Here is a 21,169-nt window from a genome sequence, read left to right on the forward strand (position 1 = left end):
CAGGGTTGATGAGGGGTATGAGCACAATGTGTCTCGTTTGCCCGCGCAGCGGGAGGCCGTGGAGGTTTGGCCCTGAGATGTTCTGGGGGTGTCCGATCGTGGTCCGTCCCAGTCCATGTTCGTTCTGGCGGGCCGTGCGGCTCCCGGTTGGATCTGCGGCAGCCGCCCTGTTTCTCTCGCGGGGGTGCCCCTGTGCGTTTGGTCGAGGTGGTGTTGGTGTCAGGCGTGAGGGCACCTGGCACTGTGGCTGTCATGACTGATGAAACGGCTGTTCAGCGGTCGGCTGGTGAGGGCACGCGCCCGTGCGACTTCTGCGGTGACCCGTCCTGATCGACTCGATCGACGAGTACGACCGTCCTGTGTGCGGTGAGCGCGATGCGGATCGGCCCGACATGGCCGGCCGGGGCCTTGTACGGGTCGAGGATCGTGGTGATGAGCCGGTAGACGCCCTCGTGGCCTGCGACGGTGTACTCCACCGCGCGTACCGGCACCCCGCGACGGGTGTGGTGGATGTCGCTGCGGTCGAAGATCTCGGTGAGGCAGAAGCCGTCCGGCAATTGATCGACCACGGGCAGCACGAGGTCTTTGCGGACCCGCCACAGCAGGTCGGCCCCGGTCGCCGCGGCTCGGCACCACAGGTCCACGCCGTAGAAGCCGCGGTCGGCCGACAGCATCCCCTGCCGCAGGGATCCCAGGACCGCTCGGGCGGAGAATCTGCTCTCCGGTGCGAAGAGCTGCGCGCGGCGTCGAAGATGACGTGGGTGCCGCACTTCACCAGGCCGACCATGCGGATCTGCGGGTAGCCGACGTCCTGTTCGCCCCGCCCGGACCGGGGAGGACGACCGAACGCCTCCACGTTCGCCTTCGTGTCGGGCAGGTCGAACGTGGTCCCGTCGATCGCAATCAGCCGTCACAGATGTGATGAGGCCCCCGCATGGGGGACTGTCCCCCATATCCTCGACCCCCTGACCGGTGAGACAGAGGAGCGCACGGAGCGCCGCGGCATCGGAGGACGACCGGTCGCGGCCGTGCCGCCCGACGAGGCAGGTCAGCGGCGTGCGACCGGTGCCGTCCGGCCGAGGGGCGTACGGGCAGGTGGTCGGCCCAGCGGGTATATGGGGGCATGCGCGACGCACCATGGGGGACGCACGCGACCCCGGCCGCCACCACACGGCCCGGTCTGCCGCGCTTGCTTGTCGTGCAGACCCGCAGGGCTTGGCCGGTCGCCCGATTGCCGTAAGCACGCGGCGGCCTGACCGACCGTCCGATCGCACAGCGCTGCTACGGCCTGTGCAACCTCCGTCCGGTCGCGCACGCCGACGAGCACGGAAGGCAACTCGTCGGCGGGCCTGCGAACAGGACGGCGTGCGCGATGGTGTCCGGTCCGGTGTGCGCTCCGGCCGCGGGAGACCGGCTCGTCGAGGCGCGGGAGCCATCCGGGGGAATGTCTTCGCCCACCCCACAAGTGGTTGCTCCAAAGGAACTTGGGGGATCATCCCGCATCCGCCGTCGCTGCGGCACCCGCTCTACTGGTGTCCGGCCGGCGGGTTCCCGCGGTGACGTCCCGAAGGAGCGCCGCCGGTCCGAACTCGACTCGTGAACCACAGCCAACAGGTGCCGTACGACAAGACATACAGGAGCGCACGACATGCGGACCTCTTTGGGTATCGACTCCGTTGCACGGAGTGTGTACATCTCGATGGTCGACCGGCCCGGCGCGGAGGTGGCCGAGCTGGCCGCGCAACTGAAGGAGACCGAGGAAACGGTCCGGGGCGGGCTGGAGCGGCTGTCCGCCCTGCTGCTCGTCGTTCCGGGGGACTCCGCCAGCGGCTGGCGGCCGATCGATCCGGAGGTCGGACTGGCAGCGATGCTCACCCGGCAGCAGGAGGAATTAGCCCGCCACCGGCTCCAGGTGGAGGGCAGCCGACTGGAGGTGACGCGGCTGCTGTCGGAGCGCGGGCGCGGCGGCCGGGAGAGCGTTCCGGACGTCAAGTGGCTGGCCGGCGCGGACGCCGTGTGGCGGCACATCACCTCTCTCGCCGATGAGTGCGCGAACGAATGGCTGACCGTCGGACCGGTCGAGCGGCCGGACGCGGCGGCCTTCGAGGCCGGCCACTCGCTGGACGAAATCCTGCGGCGACGCGGTACGCCCGCTCGCGCCATCGTGCTGGAGAGCGTCCGCAACGACCCTGAGGCGACGGAGCGCCTGCGCCGGAACGAGGAGTGCGGCGGCGCCGTCCGCACCCTGCCGTCGCTGCCGGTGTGGATGATCGTCTCCGACCGCAGGCACGCCGTCGTGCCGGTCACGAGCGGCCGCAGCGTGGTCGGCGCGATGGCGTGCGGCGTCGAGTCGGTCACGGAAGCCTTCGCGACCCTGTTCGCCCGGCTGTGGAAGGAAGCCCTGCCGCTCACGGAGGCACGCCCCCGTACCCGCGGCAACCTCTCCCTCCAGGAGCAGCACGTGCTCCGGTTGTGGGCGCAAGGGCTCACGGACGCTGCGGCGGCCCGCCGGATGGACGTCTCACTGCGCACGGTGCGCCGGCTTTCGGAGAAGCTGACCGACCGGTTCGGTGCCCAGAGCCGGTTTCAGCTCGGCGCCCTCGCGCTCGCCAGCGGCGGCATCCGCGCCGAGGACATGGCCTGAGCCGTCCCACCTGGCGTGACCGGGCCGTGAGGGGCCGGACCTCGTTGCCGAGGTCCGGCCCCTTCGTGGTGTGGCAACGGGTGCGGTCACCTGGCCGGCGCGAACTGCGCTGTGATCGCCGCCATCATCAGGTCGGCGACGGCCTGGGCGAGTTGCGCCGGGGTGGGAGAGTCGAACACGGCTCGCACCGGCACATCGACCCGCAGCGCCTTCCGCAGCCGGGAGGCCACCTGCGTGGCGAGCAGCGAATGCCCGCCCATTTGGAAGAAGTTGTCGTGCACGCCGACGCGGTCGATGCCCAGCAGCTCCTGCCACACGGCGGTGACAGTCCGCTCGACGGCGTTGCGCGGCGCCGTGTACTCCCTCCCCAGATCCGGCCGCTGGTGGTCCGGCACCGGCAGGGCCGCCCGGTCCACCTTGCCGTTGGCGTTCAGCGGGAGGCGCTCCAGCGTGACGAATGCCGCCGGGATCATATAGTCGGGCAGGAACCGCCCCAGGTGGGCGTGGAGATCCGCGGTGCTCGGCGCGTCCGCGCCGGTGGTCACGAGATACGCCACGAGCCGCTTGTCGCCGGGCGTGTCCTCGCGGACCATCACACTGACCTCGCCGATGCCGGGGTGGGTCAGCAATGTGGACTCGACCTCACCGAGCTCGATGCGGTTGCCGCGGATCTTCACCTGGTTGTCGATCCGCCGCAGGAACTCGAGCTGCCCGTCCGCCCGCCACCGCACCAGGTCCCCGGTGCGGTAGACCCGGGTGCTCACCCCTTCGGCCTCGTACGCGGTGAACCTCTCCTCGGTCAGCTCCGGCCTGCCCCGGTAGCCGCGGGCCACCGGCACGCCCCCGATGAGGAGTTCGCCGGGCACCCCGACCGGCACCGGCCGGCCGTGCTGGTCCACCACGAACACCAGGGCGTTGGGGATGGGCCGGCCGATCGGCGGGACCGCGTCGCCGGGTTCGACCACCGTCGAGGTGGCGAGGACCGTGGTCTCGGTGGGTCCGTAGTTGTTGACCACGCGGAACGGCAGCCGTGCCCGCGGCGGCATCCGCAGCCGGTCACCGCCGGTCAGCACGTAGTCGAGGGGGCTGTCCGCCGCCCACGGCAGCGCCACCAGGGCCTCGAGCATCGGCGTGGACAGGAACGTGGCGTGGACGTGCTGTTCGCACAGCCAGTCCCGCAGCAGATGCGGGGTGAGCCGGACGGTCTCGGTGGTGACGCAGCAGGTCGCGCCGCGGATCAGGCCGAGCCACAGCTCCCACGCCGCCGCGTCGAAACCGATCCCGGCCAGCAGCGCGATCCGCTGCCCGGGTTCCAGCCCGTACTCCCGCGCCGTCCAGTGCACCAGATTGACCAGGCTGCGGTGCTCGACCTGGACGCCCTTGGGGCGGCCGGTGGAACCGCTGGTGTAGATCAGGTAGGCAAGGTGGTGCGGGCCGGCGGCCGGACGGGGATCGGTGTCCGGCTCGTCGGCCAGCGTCGTGGTGTCCTCGTCGAGCAGCAGCAACGGTACGTCCGAGGGCAGCCGGCCGGTGTGCGCGGAGCCGGTGAGGACGACCGGGGTCGCGGTGTCCCGCACCATGTACGCCAGCCGCTCCGCCGGATAGTCCGGATCCAGCGGCACATACGGCGCCCCCGCCTTCAGGACGCCCAGCACGGCCGCCACCAGATCGGGGCCACGCTCCAGGCACACCGCGACCGGCATGTCCGGCCGCACTCCGTACCGAGTGCGCAGGTGGTGGGCGATCCGGTTGGCAAGCGCGTTCAGTTCGCCGTAGGTCAGCGTTCCCTGCGGCCCCTCGACGGCCACCGTGTCCGGCTGCTGTGCCGCCCGCTCCTCGAACAGGCCGTGCAGCGTGGCGGTGTCCGGGAAGGCGGCCGCGGTGTCGTTCCACTCGACCACCGTCCGCCGCCCTTCCTCGGCAGTGAGCAGGCACAGCCGGGACAGCCGTGCCGCGGGCTCGCGGGCCACCGCCTCCAGCAGTGTGCCCAGGTGGCCGGCCAGCCGGGCGACCGTGTCCCGCTCGAAGAGGTCCGTCCGGTACTCCAGGGCGCCGCGCAGTCCGCCGTCCGCGTCCTCGGACATCATCAGGGTGAGGTCGAACTTGGCGTCCGGCAGCGTGACCGTGAACGGCTCCACGTCCAGCCCCGGGAGGCTCCAGCCGTGCTCGTCCGGCGTGTTCTGGAACACGAACATCGTCTGGAACAGCGGGTTGCGGGACGGGTCCCGGTCGGGGGCGAGTTCCTCCACGAGGCGTTCGAAGGGCAGGTCCTGGTGGTCGTAGGCACCGAGCGCGGTGTCCTTGACCCGGTCGAGGAGTTCGGTGAACGCCGGGTCACCGGACAGGTCGGTACGCAGGACGAGAGTATTGACGAAGAAACCGATCAGATCCTCCGTCTCGGCACGGTTGCGGCCGGCGACCGGGCTGCCGACGGTCACGTCGTCCTGGCGGGCGTACTTGACCAGCAGCACCTGGAAGGCAGCCAGCAGCACCATGTACAGGCTTGCGGTGCCGCTCCTGGCCGCCTTGCTCAGCCCGGCGGCCACTGCCGCGCTCACCTCGAACGTCACGGTGTCGCCGCCTCCGGGCCGCCTCTCCGGACGGCGGTGGTCGGTGGGCAGTTCCAGAGGTTCCACCCCGGCGAGGCGCTCCCGCCAGTACGCCAGCTGCCCCTCCAGCACGTCACCGGTGAGCTGCTGTCGCTGCCACACGGAGAAGTCGGCGTACTGCACAGGCAGTTCCGCGTCTTCGGGCGGGATGCCGGTCGTCGCCGCCCGGTAGCCCTCCCGCAGTTCGCGCGCCATGACCGGCTCCGACCAGCCGTCGCAGGCGATGTGGTGCACCGTCAGCAGCAGGTGCGCCTCCTCGTCGGCCAGTCGCACCAGGTGCGCGCGCAGCAGCGGTCCCGCCGCCAGGTCGAACGGGCGGGCGGCCTCCGCGCGGGCCAAGTGCCGTGCCGCCTCCTGCCGTTCCTCGGTGTCGGCGATGTGCCGCAGGTCGTGGACGGCCGTGTGCACCGGCGCCGGCGGATCGACGACCTGCGCCGGCTCACCGTCGTCGCCGGCGACGAACCTCGTCCGCAGGATCTCGTGCCGCGCCAGCATGCGGGTCAGTGCCGCGTCGAGGGCATCGGTGTCCAGCGCACCGCTGACGCGCAGTGCGAAGGGCACGGCGTACTCGGCGCGTCCGGGCTCCAGTTGGTCGAGGAACCACAGCCGCTGCTGGGCGAAGCTCAGCGGCAGCGGCCCGCCGGTCCGGTCGGCCGACACGATTCGCTCCGCACCGGCCGTCCCGTCGGCAGCGAGCTCCGCCACGGCCGCGGCCAGCCCGACGACGGTGGGTGCCGCGAACAGCGCCCGCACCGGCACCTCCACACCCAGCGCGTCCCGCAGCCGTGACGTCACCTGGGTGGCGAGCAGGGAGTGGCCGCCGAGCTCGAAGAAGTCGTCGTCCACACCGGTGACCTCGGTGCCCAATACCTGGGACCAGGCCGCCGCGATCGCGCGCTCGACCGGAGTACGAGGGGCCGGACCGCCGGCCCCGGATGCGCGGGGCTCGGGCGCGGGCAGCTCCCGCCGGTCCACCTTGCCGTTCGGGGTCAGTGGCAGCCGCTCCAGCGCCACGAACGCGGACGGCACCATGAAGTCGGGCAGTTCACGGCGCAGCCGCCCGCGCAGGGCTTCGCCGCGCACCGTAGCGCCCGCTGCCGGGACGACATACGCGACCAGCCGCTTGTCGCCGGGGGCGTCCTCGCGGACGACGACGGTGGCTGCGGCGACGTCGGGGCCGGCCAGCAGCACCGCCTCGATCTCACCGGGCTCGATGCGGTGCCCGCGCAGCTTCACCTGGTCGTCCAGCCGCCCCAGGAACTCCAGTTGCCCGTCGGCCAGCCAGCGGACCCGGTCCCCGGTGCGGTAGACCCGGCGCGGTGTGCCGTCGACGTCGGCGGTCACGAACCGCTCCGCCGTCTGGCCCGGCTGCCCCCGGTATCCGCGCGCCAGCCCGGCGCCACCGACGAGGAGTTCGCCCGGCACCCCGGTCGGCACCGGCCGGCCGTACCGGTCCACCACGTACACGAAGGTGCCGCGCACCGGGCGGCCGATCGGCGGCACGGCAGTGCCGGTGACGACCTCGGCCGAGGTCGTCACCACCGTCGACTCGGTCGGCCCGTAGTTGTTGACGACGCGGAAGGGCAGGCGCAGCCCGGTCGGCAGGCGCAGCGCGTCACCACCGGTCAGCACGTACTCCAGGGACGTCGGCTCCGACCAGTCGAGGGCCGCCAGCGACTCCAGCATCGGCGTCGAGACGAAGGTGCCCGTGACCCGCCGCTCGCTCAGCCAGCGCTGCAGCAGCGCCGGCGTCAGCCGCACCGTGTCGTCGGGTACGCACACGGTGGCGCCGGTCGCCAGCGCGGGCCACAACTCCCACGCCGCCGCGTCGAACCCGACCCCGGCCAGCAGCGCGACACGCCGTCCCGGGGCCGCGCCGAAGGTGTCGGCCGTCCAGCGGACCAGACCGACCAGGCTGCGGTGCTCGATCTCGACGCCCTTGGGCCGACCGGTGGATCCGCTGGTGTAGATCACGTACGCCAGGTCGCCGGAGGACGCTGCGGGTTCCGGGTCGTGGGCCGGCAGGTCCGCGAGGGACGGCCAGTCCCGGTCGGTGAGGAACCGGCCGGGCTCGTCGGGCAGCCGTGCGGCCCGGGCGCTGTCGGTGACCACGAGCGCGGCCCGCGCGTCCGCGACCATGTGGGCGAGCCGGTCTGCGGGGTGCTCCGGATCCAGCGGCAGGTAGGCGGCGCCGGACTTGAGTATTGCGAGCAGTGCGGTGATCTGCTCGGGGCCGCGCTCCAGGCACACGGCGACCGCGGCCCCGGGACCGGCTCCGCAAAAACGCAGGTGCCGGGCGAGCCGGTTGGCCCGCGCGTTCAGCTCCCGATAGGTCAGTTCTCCGTCGGCCGAGAGCACCGCTGTTGTGTCCGGCCGCAGGGCGGCGCACTCCTCGACGAGCCGGTGCACCGTCGCCCCGGCCCCGGCTTCGGCCCCGGTGTCCGCGGCGGACGCCGTCCCGCTCCACTCGGCCAGCACCCGGCGCCGCTCGGCACCGGTCAGCACCTCCAGCTCGGACAGTCGGCGCTCCGGGCCGGCGACCGCCGCGCACAGCAGCGTGGTGAAGTGCCCCGCCAGCCGCTCCGCCGTGTCCGGTGCGAACAGGTCGAGGGCGAACACCAGATCGCCGTCGAGCGAGCCGTCGGGCCGCTCGGTGAGAATCAGGGTCAGGTCGAACTTGGCCTCCTCCTCGCGGACGGCGAACGGCTCCACCACCGCTCCGGGCAGCTGCCAGGCGTGGCCGTCCGGGGTGTTCTGGAGCACGAACATCGTCTGGAACAGCGGGTTGCGGGACAGGTCGCGGTCGGGGGCGAGTTCCTCCACGAGGCGTTCGAAGGGCAGGTCCTGGTGGTCGTAGGCACCGAGCGCGGTGTCCTTGACCCGGTCGAGGAGTTCGGTGAACGCCGGGTCACCGGACAGGTCGGTACGCAGGACGAGAGTATTGACGAAGAAACCGATCAGATCCTCCGTCTCGGCACGGTTGCGGCCGGCGACCGGGCTGCCGACCGCGATGTCGTCCTGACCGCTGTACTTCGCCATCAGCAGCTGGAACACCGCCAGCAGCGACATGAACAGGCTCGCCCCCTGCCCCGCCGCCAGCCGCCGGGCCGCGCCGGCCACGTCGGCGGGCACCGAGAAGGACACCGTGCCGCCCCGGCCCGACCGCTCGGCCGGCCGCCGGTGGTCGGCCGGCAGTTCCAGCGGCCGTACTCCGGCGAGCCGCTCCCGCCAATACGCCGACTGTCCCGCCAGCGCCGGACCGTCCAGCACCTCCCGCTGCCAGCTCGCAAAGTCCGCGTACTGGAGGCCGAGGGGGGCCAGGGTGCACGGCCGGCCGGCCACCGCCGCGCCGTACAGCTCGCCCAGCTCTCGAGCCAGGATGCCCTCCGACCAGCCGTCGGAGACGATGTGGTGCACCGTGAGCAGCAGCAGCCACTCCGTGTCGGCCACCCGCACCGCCATCGCGCGCAGCAGCGGCCCGGCGGCCAGGTCGAACGGCCGTCCCGCCGCCTCGCGCAGCATCGCGCGCGCGGCGCCGGCACCGAGGCGGCGGGCGTCGTGGACGTCCACCGCCACCTCCCGCCCGGCGTCGACGACCTGGAACGGACGTCCCGTGGCGTCCGCGACGAACCGGGTCCGCAGGATCTCGTGCGAGGCGGCCAGGGCTGTCAGCGCGGCACCGAACGCGTCCGGCGCGAAGTCCCCCTCGACCCGCAGCCCCACCGGGATCGCATACTCGGCCCGGCCCGGCGCCAACTGGTCCAGGAACCAAAGGCGTTGCTGCGCGAAAGACAGCGGCAGGGCACCCGCCGACCGGTCCGCCCGCGGGATCGCGGCGCAGGTCCCCGGATCCAGTGCGTCCACGGCCGTCGCCAGCAGCGCCGGCGTCGGCGCGTCGAACAGCGTCCGGTACGGCACGTCCACCCCGAGGTCCCGACGCAGCCGGGAGGCGATCCGGACGGCCAGCAGGGAGTGACCGCCCAGTTCGAAGAAATCGTCGTCCGCGCCGACCTCATCGACGCCCAGCAGCTCGGCCCAGATGCCGACGACCGCCCGCTGGGTGGGTGTACGCGGCGCGGCGAACGCGGCGGAGACGTCGGGGCGGTGGCCCTCGGGCGCGGGCAGCGCCCGCCGGTCCACCTTGCCGTTCGGGGTGAGCGGCAGTCGCTCCAGCACGACGTACCGGGCGGGCAGCATGTGCTCGGGCAGCTCCCGCGCCAGCGCCGCGCGCAGCGCGGCCACGGCCACGGCCGTGCCGCCGGTCGGCACCAGGTACGCCACCAGCCGCTTGTCGCCCGGGACGTCCTCACGGACCACGACCGTGGCCGCCGCGACGGCCGGCCGGGACAGCAGGGCGTTCTCGATCTCTCCGAGTTCCACCCGGTGCCCACGCAGCTTGACCTGGTCGTCCATACGGCCCAGGTAGACCAGGCGCCCGTCCGGCAGCCACTTCACCAGGTCGCCGGTGCGGTACACGCGCGCCTCGGGATCGGCCGAGAACGGGTGCGGCACGAACCGCCGCGCCGTCAGATCGTGCCGGCCCAGATAGCCGAGGGCCACGTTGACACCGCCGATCAGCAGCTCACCGGGCACTCCGACCGGCTGGACCTCACCGTGCGCCCCGACCACGTACACCTCGGTGTTGTCGATCGCCCGGCCCATCGGCACGTGGTCCGCCGCCGGGTCCACCGACACCGTCCGGCCGACCACGTTGCCGACGGTCGCCTCGGTCGGCCCGTACTCGTTGACGATCGTGGTGTCCCCTGTGCCCAGGGCCAGCGCCCGGTGCGCCAGCGCCGGTGTCAGGTCCTCGCCACCTGCGACCACCGTGGCAATGCCGTGCCGGACGCCGTCCTGCTCCAGCCGAGCGGTCAGCAGCTCCAGGTGCGAGGGCGTTGCCTTCAGAAAGCTGATCGGGACACCGGTCGCGACGATGTCCACGGCCGCGTCGAACACGCCGCGTCCCGGCTCCGGCCGCGGCACCACCAGGCACAGCCCCTGCACCAGCGGCAGGAACAGCGCGGTCACCGTCAGGTCGAAAGCCGCCGACGAGCACAGCAGCGAACCGATCCGCGCACCGGGCGCCGGAGGATAGTTCCGGTCGCACCAGTGCAGGTAATTGACGACACCCCGGTGCCCGACCCGCACGCCCTTGGGGCGACCCGTCGAACCCGAGGTGTAGATGACGTACGCCACGTCGTCCGGGCCCGCAGCGGCGACCGGGACGGTGCCGGTGCCGGCCGGCCACTCCCGGTCGGCCAGCAGCAGCGCGGTGCCCGGCGCGAACAGGCTCGTGTGCGCGGACTGCGTCACCACCACCGGCGCGGCACTGTCCTCGACCATGTACCGCAGCCGCTCGGCCGGGTAGGCCGGGTCCAACGGCACGTAGGCGGCACCCGACTTGAGCACGCCGAGCAGCGCGCACACCAGGTCCGGGCCGTGGTCCAGGCACACCGCGACCAGCGCGCCGGGGCCGACGCCCCGCTCCGCCAGGTACCGCGCCAGCCCCTCGGCCCGCTCGTCCAGCTCCCGGTAGGTCAGCCGCTGCCCGCCGTGCTCCAGGGCCACCGCGTCGGGCTGGAGCGCGGCCCGCTCCCCCACCAGCCGGTGCACGGTTGCGGTGTCCGGGAACGCGGATCGCGGCCCGTTCCACTCGGTCAGGATCCGGTGCCGCTCCGGCTCCGTCAGCATCTCCAGTGCGCTGAGCGGCTCCCCGGGCGCGTCGGCGGCGGAACGCGCGAGCGTCGCGAGGTGCCCCGCCATCCGCTCTGCCGTAGCCCGTTCGAACAGATCGGTCCGGTAGCCGAGGACACCGCTCAGCCCCCCGCCGTCCGCGACGACTTCCAGCGTGACGTGCGCGTCCGGCGGGAACGCGGCGGCCTCCCGGCCGGCTGTGCGCCACGCGAACCACGCCACCGCGGCCACCGCGCCGCCGGCCGCGTCCGCCAGCACCGCGAGCGGCACCGGACCACGGCCGACGGCGTCCACCATGCCCCGCGCGACATGCGCCAGGGCCTCGGTGAACGCCGGGTCGCCGACCGCGCCCCGCACCACGGTCGCCGCATCCGTGTCCCGCGTGCCGTCCGTCGGCACCGCCACCGGGACGTCGCCCCGGCCGGCATGCCGCGCCAGCAGCGTGTGGAACACCGTCAGCAGGACCGCGGGCAGCTCCACGCCCCGGTCGCGGGCCAGCGCGGCCAGCGCGTCGGCGGTGCGGGCGGGCACGTCGAACGGGACCCGGTCCGCAAGGCCCGGTCCGTCGTCCGACGGCCGGCGGTCCGACGGCAGTTCCAGCGGCTCGAGGCCCGCCAGTGCGTGCCGCCACTCCCCCAGCTGGTGATCAGCCACCGTTCACTCCCCATCGTCAGGACATCGTCAGCGGTACAAGCGGTTCACGGGCGGCGCGCCGTACGGCGCGCGGCAAGGGGCAGGGCGGGGGCCTCCGGGCGGGCCGGGGACCGTGCCGCCGGCAAAACCGCGACCGCCGGCGCCGAACGTCCGCGACGAGCAGGCTAGGACGCGCGGACGCGCGACCCCAGTGGACACAAATGACGCCCCTCGGGATGGTCACAACTGCCCAGTGCCGCTCGCGATCACCGCTGGCCACCATGGACGGCGTCACTAGTGCACAGCCCGGACGCCCCCACGGAGGGCGACTTCACGGGTACCCGGCCCGATCGCAGCGGTCGCGGCCCCATAACGGTGTCGAGAGGAAAAGCCGGTCGTGTACCCGCATCGCCAGCCCCCGGACAACCCGCACCACGCAGTCCTGACCACCATCGCCTCGGACTCACACACCTGGAACCTGCTCTTCCTGCAACTACTGCTCGAGGAACAGGGCTGGGAGGTCACCAATCTCGGCGCGTGCGTCCCGGTCGGCGTCCTGATCGAGGAGGCCACGGCCCGCACGCCCGGCCTCATCGTCGTCAGCACGGTCAACGGACACGGTGCCGAGGAGGCCACGGGCCTGGCCCGCGCGGTGCGCGCCGTGCCGGCGCTGGCCAGGGTGCCGCTCGTCGTCGGAGGCAAGCTGAACACCTCGGGCACCATCGCCCCGGACGTCCACGCCTCGCTCACCGACGCCGGCTTCGACGCCGTCCTGACCGGAGCGAACGCCGTCCCCGGACTGCTCGCCCTGCTCGACACCCTGCCCGAGCACCGGCACGGAAGGCCCCACGTCGATGCCGTCCGCTGAACCCGCCCCCGCCGGCGGCGCCTTCCACCGCTTCATTGCCGACGCCGCCCGCACCGGCAGCCTCGTCGTGCAGCCCCGTATGGGCTTCGCCGACCCCGCCCGGATGCGCACCGGCCTGATCGCCACCCGTGCCGCCGACGCCACCACCGTCGGCACCCTCACCCTGGACAGCTTCACCCGCGTCGGCGATTACGCCGCCGCCGCCCGCGCCGTCGCCCAGGACCACCACCTCAACGGCTATCCGCTGGTCAGCATGCCCATCGAGACCACCACCGGTCTCCTCGACGGCGTCCACGGCCCCGGTTTCCCCGTCCAGGTACGGCACGGCTCCGCACAACCCGGCCGGATCGTCGAAGCCCTCATCGCCGCCGGACTCGACGCCACCGAAGGCGGCCCCGTCTCCTACTGCCTGCCCTACGGCCGCACCCCGCTGGCCACCTCGGTCCGCGCCTGGGCCGAAGCATGCCGCAGGCTCGCCGCCCTGCGCGAGGCCGGCACCGAACCGCACCTGGAGACCTTCGGCGGCTGCATGCTGGGCCAGCTCTGCCCGCCCTCCCTGCTCGTCGCCCTCTCCGTCCTGGAAGCCATGTTCTTCCGCCAGCACGGCCTGCGCAGCATCTCCCTCAGCTACGCCCAGCAGACCAGCCGCGAACAGGACGAGGAGGCCGTCCACGCGCTGCGCGCCCTCGCCGCCGACCAACTCCCGGACACCTCCTGGCACGTGGTCGTCTACGCGTACATGGGCGTCTACCCGGAGACCTGGGACGGTGCGCTGCGGCTCGTGGCGGACGCCGCCCGGCTCGCCGTGCGCACCGGCGCCACCCGGCTCATCGTCAAGACACCGGCGGAGTCGGCCCGCATCCCCTCCGTCGAGGAGAACGTCATCGCGCTGGAGACCGCCGCCGCTGCCGCCCGCACCACACGGCCGGCCGCTCCGCCGCCGTCCACCGGCATCGAGGCGGAGGCCCGCTCCCTCGTCGAGGCCGTCCTGAACCTGCACGACGACCTCGGCCAGGCCCTGATCCGCGCCTTCGCCCACGGCTACCTCGACGTCCCCTTCTGCCTGCACCCCGACAACGCGGGGCGCACCCGCAGCTTCATCTCCGACCGCGGCCGGCTGGAGTGGTCCCGCACCGGGTCGCTCCCGCTCGACCGGCCCACCGCCGCACAGCCGTCCCGGCGGCTGACCTCGTCCGGACTGCTGCAGGCGCTCAACCACGTCAAGAACCGCTACGACGACCCCGCCGCCCGCCTCGACAGGGCGAGCTGATCCGAGCGGCCCCCGCCCCGGTGCCCCTCCGCCACCGGTGGCTGGTGCCCCCGACCCGGCAACGACAGGACAGGACAGAACAAACATGACACTTCAGACAGATCTCCCGTCGGCGCCCGAGGCCGCCGCGCTGCCCTCACCGTTGGAACACCTGCGCGACCCGCGCACCCACGCGGCCTTGCGCATCCAGCAGGCGCTCATGGCCGGTGCCCGTTCCTTCCTGCGCTCCGACGGCGCCGTGGAGATGGCCCACCCGGTCATCGGCCCCGTCACCGACCCGGGCTCGCGCGGCGCCAAGCAGGTCGATGTCGACTACTACGGCCACCGCTACAAGCTGATGACCAGCGCCATCCTCTACAAGCAGGCATCGCTGCTGGCCTTCGACCGCATCTTCCTCATCGCGCCCAACGTCCGCCTCGAACCCGTCGAGACCAGCAGCACCCACCGCCACCTCACCGAGTTCCGGCAGATCGACGTCGAGTACGCGGGCGCCGCCCGGGACGACGCCATGGGCGTCGCCGAGCGGCTGGTGCGCTACGCCGTGACCACCGTCGTCGACGAGTGCGGCGACGACCTCGCCGTCCTCGGCCGCGACCCCGACGCCCTGCGCCGCCGCGTGGCCCGGCCGTTCGCCCGCGTCCCGCACGGCGAGGTCGTCGACGGTCTGCGCCGCGACGGGTACCCGCAGGCCGCCGGCACCGAGATCGAGTGGGAGGCCGAGGAGCGCATCTCCCGCCAGGCCGACGCCCCGTTCTTCATCGTCGGCTACCCCAAGGGCTCCCGCGGCTTCTACGACAAGGAGAGCACGGCCGAGCCCGGCACCCTGCTCAACTTCGACCTCATCGCCCCCGAGGGCTGCGGCGAACTGTGCAGCGGCAGCGAACGCGAGTACGACTACGCGGCCCTGGTCACCCGGATGCGCGAAACCGGCGAGAACCCCTCCAAGTACGCCTGGTACCTCGATGTCGCCCGGAACGGCATCCCCAGCAGCGCCGGCTTCGGCATCGGCCTGGAGCGCCTGACCCGCTGGGTCACCGGCCTGGACTCCGTCTGGCGGACCACAGCCTTCCCGAAGATCGCGGGGGTCGTGTCGCCGTGACCCAGCTGGCTGCACCCGGCCTGCCCGAGGACACCGTCCGCGCCCGGGCCCGCGACGGCGCCGCCGCCGTCTTCCCGCCCCTGAACAGCTACGGCACCGCCGTCTTCGGCGCCGCCCCCGAATCCGCCGGCGACGAGATCGACGGACTGCGCCTGGCCCCGCCCGTCTTCATGCCGGGCCGCCTGGCCAAGCTCATCGACCTCGGCCGCGAACCCCTCTACTCCGATGTCCGCCTCGACACCGCCCTCGGCGGCTTCACCGCCCCGCTGCCGGTCTACCTGTCGGCTCTCGGCTCCACCCGCGTCACCGGCATCAGCCTCGCCCTCAGCCGCCAGGCCGGACGGCTCGGCATCCCCATGGTCATCGGCGAGAACGTCGCCCCCATGAACGGCTTCCGCTCCAGCGGCGACGACCACCGCAAGGGCCTGCTGGAACGCGTCCATGCGTACTGCGAGGAACTCCCCGACGGCGTAGGCGGCATCTGCGTCCAGCAGAGCACCGAGGACGCCGACTCCGAGGTCTGGAACCATGTCTACAGCGACCCCGCCGTCACCGGCCTCCTGACCACCGGCCGCCTCGGCTTCGAACTCAAGGTCGGCCAGGGTGCCAAGCCCGGCCTCGGCGGCCTCACCATGATCAGCGAAGCGGTCGCGGCCGACCTCGCCGGACAGTACGCCGTCCAACGGCTGGGCCCCAGCGCCTCTTCGATCCTGCGCTGCGCGAGCCCGGGCACCTTCACCGACGAGATCTTCCGCCGGCAGATCCAGCTCATGCGCAACAACTACCCGCGCGCCCGCTGCTGGGTGAAGCTCTTCCCCGGCCGCGACATCGACCAAGCCGCCACCATCGCCTGGGACGCCGGCGCCGACGCCGTCGCCGTCGACGGTGCCGAGGGCGGCACCGGCTGGGCCCCGACCGGCTTCCTCGGCCACGTCGGACTGCCCCTCTCCGAATGCCTGCGCCGCGTCGACCCCGCCGGCCGCACCCTCCTCGCCAGCGGACGTGTCTGGGACGGCATCCGCGCCGTGAAACTGCTCGCCCTCGGCGCCCGCGCCGTCGGCCTCGGCCGCGCCGCACTGATCGCCGCCGACGAGGACCCCGAGCACGGCCTCGAACGCCTGCTGGACGCCATGGCACTGGAATTGCGCATGGCTGTCAGCGCACTGGGCCGCTACGCGGCGGAGGAGACCGGCCCCGAAGACCTTTGGGAGCCCCGGTCATGATCTACGAACACACCTACGAGCTGGTCACCGACGACCTCTTCGTCCTGCTGCCCCGGATGGTGCCCGGCTCGGACCTCTTCCTGAAGATCGAGGGCCTCAACCCGGCCGGCTCCGTCAAGCTGAAGACCGCGCTGAGTCTCATCGAGGACGCCGAGCACCGCGGCGTCCTCACGCCGGGCGCCCGCGTCATCGAGTCCTCGTCCGGAAACCTCGGTATCGCCCTCAGCTCCATCTGCGCCACCAAGGGCTACCGCTTCACCTGTGTCGTCGACCCGAACACCAACGCCACCAGCATCGATCACATGCGTGCCCTGGGCGCCGAGGTGGTCGTCGTCGACACCGTCGACGCCAACGGCGGCTTCCTCCAGTCCCGCATCGCCCACATCCGGCGCCACATCGAAGCGGACCCGACCGTGGTCTGGCTCAACCAGTACGCCAACCCGGCCAACCCGCGCGCCCATTACGAACAGACCGCGCGCACCCTGCTCAAGACGGTCCAGCATCTCGACTACCTGTTCATCGGCGTCGGCTCCACCGGCACGTTCGTCGGCTGCGCGCAATACCTGCGCGAGTTCTCGCCGCACACCCGGATCGTCGCCGTCGACGCCCTCGGCTCCGTCGTCTTCGGCGCCGCACCCGGCCCGCGACGCATCCCCGGGCTGGGCGCCAGCCGCATCCCCGAACTGTTCGAACCCGGCCTCGCCGACGACGTGGTACTGGTCGCCGAGGAGGACGCCATACGCGAGTGCCGGCTGCTCGCCCGCACCCACGGCCTGCTCACCGGCGGCTCCACCGGCTCAGTCCTGGCCGCTGTCCGCCGCCGCGCCGACACCATCCCAGCCGACTCCCGCATCGCCGCGATCTCTCCCGACCTCGGCGAGCGCTACCTCGGCACGGTCTACAACAACGACTGGGTCGAGCGGAACTTCGGCGTCCTCACCTGATCCCGCCCGCGAAAGGCAACCACCGATGTCAACCTTCCACGTGATCGACGGCTCCGTTACCCAGGATGTCATCGACTCCGCGCCGTCGGACGTCCTGGACCTCGTGCGGGAGACCTACCTCCAGCACAGCCGCGGGGCCACCGTGAACCCCAACAGCCACTTCCTGCGCTTCCCGCACGATCCCGGCGCCCGGATCATCGCTCTGCCCGCCCACCTCGGCGGCGACACACCGGTCTCCGGCCTCAAGTGGATCGCCAGCTACCCGCAGAACGTGAGCCAGAACCTGCCGCGCGCCTCCGCCGTCCTCCTGCTGAACGACGCCGGGACCGGCTACCCGTTCGCCTGCCTGGAGGCGTCCGGCATCAGCGCCGCCCGCACCGCGGCGTCCGCCGCGCTCGCCGTGGAGACCCTCGCCGACGGCGACAACCCGAAGACGGTGCTCTTCGTCGGCGCCGGCGTCATCGGCCGGACCGTCTCCGACTTCCTCGCGGCGCGCGGCACCAACGTCCGCGAATGCCTGGTCCACGACCACGTCGACGCGTACGCCGAGACCTTCGCCGCCTACGCCGCCGGCACCCACGGCTGGCAGACCCGCACCGTGGCACAGATCGACGCGGCCCTGGCCACCGCCGACCTGGTCATCCTCGCCACCACCGCGCCGGCGCCCTGGCTGACGGACCAGCAGACCCTCCTGCCGGGCCAGCTCATCCTGAACCTGTCCCTGCGCGACATCCACCCCACCGTCATGATCAAGTGCCACAACGTCCTGGACGACATCGACCACTGCCTCACCGCGCAGACCTCGCCCCATCTGACGGAGATGGAGTACGGCACGCGCGACTTCATCGACGGCACACTGGCCGACGTGCTGCGCGGCGATGTGACCCTGGCCCACGACCGCCCCACCGTCTTCTCCCCGTTCGGCCTCGGCGTCCTCGACCTGGCCGTCGGCTACCACATCTACCGAACCGCCCTGCGCACCGGTCGCGCCACCGAGATACCGGGTTTCTTCTCCGAGTTGAAGCGCTGGTGAGCCGGGCGGCACCGGCCGCATCCTCCGACGCCCCGGTCTCGCGCTCCCACCGAACACATGGTGGGACCACGAGACCGGGGCGTCGGCATGTGCGCCGAAAGGGGCAGGAAGGGAATGCGGGAGGACCGGGGTGGAGACGTCACCGGCAGCGGGGGCCCGGGGCAGCGCCGGGCAGGGAGGCCCCGAGGCTCCGAAGCCCCCGCCGCCCCGGGCCGACATCGCGGGCCGGGCCCCCGCAGCGGCCTTTCGGCCCCGGTGCACCGCGCGGTCCGGCCTGGCGGGTCGGGTGGAGCCCCGGTGGGGCCGGGGTGATGAAGGGACCGAGCAGAGCGGCGCGCTCCCCAGGCCACGGCCACCGCCGCTCACGGACGACGGCGAGCCGACGAACATGACGAGGGCCCACCACGTTTCCGTGGTGGGCCCCTCGTCGGCTCTGCCGGCTCCCGTACTCCGGCGACGATCCGCGGTCAGACCTGCAGCAGCTCCCATTCCCGGTCGGCGCCGCCGGTCGGCACCGCCTCCCGCAACGCGGCTACCACGGCGTCCAGTTGCTCGTCGCCCCTGACCATCTCCATGTGACGACCCGGCATCGCCCGCTGGGCCAGACCTGCCGGGTAGAGCCCGCGCCAGTGGGCGAGGTACCGGGCCTCCGGTACCTCGTCGCCGCTGCCGTCGCGCACCGTGTCGCTGACGAACAGCGTCGCCCTGGCCACCGAGCGGCCGGGCCGGTAGGCGGCGAGCGAGCGCACCTCGGCCTCCAGTACCGCAAAGGGAAGCCACTCGTCGAGCGTGACCAGATCCTCGTCGAGGTTCATCTCCGGAGCCAGACGTCGCAGCTCCCGCTCCGTCGTGGCCCGTTCGGCACCGTGCTCGTCCTGACCGCGGCGCCACAACTCGTTCACCCGGCGGTACACCTCGGCGTGTCGCTGGAAGCGGTCCCGCTGGTCGTCGCCGGTCACCGCCGGCTCCAGCAGGTACAGACCCGCCACCTCCTCCGGGGCCTGCACACCCATCGCGTGGGCAATCACCGCGCCGGTCGACCATCCGAGGATGGTGCACGGGCCCGCGGGCCGCACACGGCGGATCTCCCGCCAGTACCGGTCCGCGATCGACTCGATCCCGACGAGCGGCGCCTCGTCCGCGTTCAGTCCCGGCGCCTGGACGCCGTACACGGTGAACCTGCCCGTCAGGCATCGTGCGAGAGCCCGGTACGGGTGGGTGCTGCCGCCGCCCGGGTGCACGCAGAAAAGGACGGGCAGCTCCGGGTCCGCCACGGACGACAGGAGCACCACCAGCCCGGCCGACACCACTTGCGGGACGTCCAGCGCGGCCGCCAGCTGGGCCACCGTCGGGTGCCGCACGAACTGCTGGAGGGAGACGTCCAGACCGGATTCCCGCAGCCGAGAAACCACCCGCACCGAGCTGATCGACTGTCCGCCCAGTTCGAAGAAGTTGTCGTGGATGCCGACGGTGTCGACGCCGAGGACGTCGGACCACACGCCGGTAATGGTCTCCTCCGTCGAGTTCCGGGGTGCGGTGTAGGTGGTGGCGAGTTCGGGGCGGTGGTGGCCGGGCGCGGGAAGGGCCTTGGTGTCGACCTTTCCGTTGGGTGTCAGGGGCAGTTGATCGAGGGGGACGTAGGTGCTGGGGACCATGTAGTCCGGCAGTTGCCGCTGCAGGTGGGTGCGGAGTTCGGACGCGTCGGCGTCGTGTCCCGGGGCGGGCACGACGTAGGCGACCAGACGCTTGTCCCCGGGTATGTCTTCGCGAGTGGTGACGGTGGTGGTGTGGATGTGGGGGTGGGTGCTGAGGGCGGCTTCGATCTCGCCGAGTTCGATGCGGTAGCCGCGCAGCTTGATCTGGTTGTCGATCCGGCCGATGAACTCAAGGGTGCCGTCGGGCCGCCATTTGACCAGGTCCCCGGTGTGGTAAGTGCGCGGATCGGGGCGGGGCGGGGTGAGGGGGTTGGGGGTGAAGCGCTGCCCGGTGAGGTCGGGCCGGTTGTGGTAGTGCCGGGCCAGGCAGATACCGCCCAGCAGGGCGTGGCCCGGGATGCCGACGGGTGCGGGCTGGTTGTGGTGATCGACGACGTAGGCGGTGGTGTTCGTGATCGGCCGGCCCAGCGTGGTGGTGCCCCCGTGCGGATCAGGTGCGGTCGTCAGGCTCATCACGTTCGCCACCGAGCCCTCGGTCGCGCCGTACTCGTTGCTGAACGTCGTTCGCGTGCTGCTGGTGCTCAGGAGCCGGGCGACCAACTGCGGGGCGAGGTTCTCGCCGCCCGCCACGATGGTGGTGATGTGATGACGCGCGCTACGGGTCTCCAGATGCGCGGCAAGGACCTCCAGATGCGAAGGAGTCGCCTTGAGGAAACTGATCGGGGTGTTGGTGCAGATCAGGTCGATCGCCGCGTCGAACGCCGTCTGGTCCGGTGCGGTGACGGGGATGACGAGCTGCTGGCCCTGGATGAGAGGCAGGAACAGCGCCGTGATCGTCAGATCGAACGTCACCGACGAATACAGGACCGAGCCGATCCCGCCCGGGATGTGCGCGGGATAGTTCTGATCACACCAATGCAGATAATTCACGACACCCCGGTGCTCAAGAGCAACACCCTTCGGCCTGCCCGTCGAACCCGACGTATAGATCACATAGGCCAGATCATCCGGAGAGGCCAGCGGATCGGGATCGGTGTCCGGACCTGCCGGCCACTGAGTGTCGACCAGCAGCCACGCGAACCCCCCCGGAAGCCGGTCGCCCAGACCGGAACTGGTGATGACCAACGGAGCACCCGCATCCTCGACCATGTAGGTGATCCGGTCGGTCGGATAGTCCGGATCGAGAGGAACGAACGCGGCACCGGCCTTCAGGATGCCCAGCAGCGTGGCGATGAGCTCGGGCGAACGGTCGAGACAGACAGCAATCAGGGTGTCCGGGGAAATACCCGTGCCGCGCAGGTGGTGGGCGAGCCGGTTCGCGCGGGCATTGATGTCACCGTAGGTCCAACCGCGCCCCCCATGCGTGACAGCAACCGCATCGGGACTGGCCGCGACACGCTCCTCGACAAGCCGATGAATGGTCGCAGTGTCCGGATACGGACCGCTGACACCATTCCACTCGACCAACACCTCCCGCCGCTCCCCCACCGTGAGCAT

10 protein-coding genes are annotated in these 21,169 nt (G+C 72.1%); 7 read left to right on the top strand and 3 right to left on the bottom strand.

The window, feature by feature from the left end:
• Positions 1 to 272: 272 nt before the first annotated feature.
• Positions 273 to 674, bottom strand: coding sequence for a hypothetical protein (locus BT364_RS26530; RefSeq protein ID WP_072487739.1), 402 nt, complete (start codon positions 672 to 674; stop codon positions 273 to 275).
• 974 nt (positions 675 to 1,648) lie between these two features.
• On the opposite strand from BT364_RS26530, the gene BT364_RS26535 reads away from it, so the two are divergent.
• Positions 1,649 to 2,644 (top strand): helix-turn-helix domain-containing protein, encoded by a 996-nt coding sequence (locus BT364_RS26535; RefSeq protein WP_256260234.1) that lies wholly within the window; start codon positions 1,649 to 1,651, stop codon positions 2,642 to 2,644.
• Between the two features lie 86 nt (positions 2,645 to 2,730).
• On the opposite strand, the gene BT364_RS26540 is transcribed toward BT364_RS26535, so the two are convergent.
• Positions 2,731 to 11,601 carry a non-ribosomal peptide synthetase gene (locus BT364_RS26540; protein ID WP_072487741.1) on the bottom strand — a complete coding sequence of 2,957 codons (8,871 nt, stop codon included), beginning with the start codon at positions 11,599 to 11,601 and terminating at the stop codon, positions 2,731 to 2,733.
• A gap of 376 nt (positions 11,602 to 11,977) precedes the next feature.
• On the opposite strand from BT364_RS26540, the gene BT364_RS26545 reads away from it, so the two are divergent.
• From BT364_RS26545 to sbnB, 6 genes are all read left to right on the top strand, one after another.
• Positions 11,978 to 12,448, top strand: coding sequence for a cobalamin B12-binding domain-containing protein (locus tag BT364_RS26545; RefSeq protein ID WP_072487742.1), 471 nt, complete (start codon positions 11,978 to 11,980; stop codon positions 12,446 to 12,448).
• Positions 12,435 to 13,718 carry a methylaspartate mutase gene (locus BT364_RS26550; protein ID WP_072487743.1) on the top strand — a complete coding sequence of 428 codons (1,284 nt, stop codon included), beginning with the start codon at positions 12,435 to 12,437 and terminating at the stop codon, positions 13,716 to 13,718. The genes BT364_RS26545 and BT364_RS26550 overlap by 14 nt, the downstream gene beginning before the upstream one ends.
• A gap of 85 nt (positions 13,719 to 13,803) precedes the next feature.
• Entirely contained in the window at positions 13,804 to 14,817 is a 1,014-nt protein-coding gene (locus tag BT364_RS26555) for an asparagine synthetase A (RefSeq protein WP_072487744.1), read from the top strand.
• Positions 14,814 to 16,040: a glutamate synthase-related protein gene (locus BT364_RS26560; protein WP_072487745.1), complete on the top strand. Its 1,227-nt coding sequence runs from the start codon at positions 14,814 to 14,816 to the stop codon at positions 16,038 to 16,040. Before BT364_RS26555 ends, BT364_RS26560 begins: the two co-directional genes overlap by 4 nt.
• Entirely contained in the window at positions 16,037 to 16,984 is a 948-nt protein-coding gene (gene sbnA, locus BT364_RS26565) for a 2,3-diaminopropionate biosynthesis protein SbnA (protein WP_072487746.1), read from the top strand. Before BT364_RS26560 ends, sbnA begins: the two co-directional genes overlap by 4 nt.
• A gap of 25 nt (positions 16,985 to 17,009) precedes the next feature.
• Positions 17,010 to 18,017 carry a 2,3-diaminopropionate biosynthesis protein SbnB gene (gene sbnB, locus BT364_RS26570; RefSeq protein WP_072487747.1) on the top strand — a complete coding sequence of 336 codons (1,008 nt, stop codon included), beginning with the start codon at positions 17,010 to 17,012 and terminating at the stop codon, positions 18,015 to 18,017.
• A gap of 467 nt (positions 18,018 to 18,484) precedes the next feature.
• Here sbnB and BT364_RS26575 read toward each other — a convergent pair.
• The coding region (locus tag BT364_RS26575) for a non-ribosomal peptide synthetase (protein ID WP_072487748.1) at positions 18,485 to 21,169 on the bottom strand (2,685 nt) is incomplete at its 5' end.

It is taken from the genome of Streptomyces atratus, assembly GCF_900119365.1.
GTDB lineage: Bacteria > Actinomycetota > Actinomycetes > Streptomycetales > Streptomycetaceae > Streptomyces > Streptomyces atratus_B.

Coding starts and splice junctions, on each gene's coding strand:
- BT364_RS26530 (WP_072487739.1), bottom strand. CDS start 674: ATGCTGTCGGCCGACCGCGGCTTCTACGGCGTGGACCTGTGGTGCCGA.
- BT364_RS26535 (WP_256260234.1), top strand. CDS start 1,649: ATGCGGACCTCTTTGGGTATCGACTCCGTTGCACGGAGTGTGTACATC.
- BT364_RS26550 (WP_072487743.1), top strand. CDS start 12,435: ATGCCGTCCGCTGAACCCGCCCCCGCCGGCGGCGCCTTCCACCGCTTC.
- BT364_RS26555 (WP_072487744.1), top strand. CDS start 13,804: ATGACACTTCAGACAGATCTCCCGTCGGCGCCCGAGGCCGCCGCGCTG.
- sbnA (WP_072487746.1), top strand. CDS start 16,037: ATGATCTACGAACACACCTACGAGCTGGTCACCGACGACCTCTTCGTC.
- sbnB (WP_072487747.1), top strand. CDS start 17,010: ATGTCAACCTTCCACGTGATCGACGGCTCCGTTACCCAGGATGTCATC.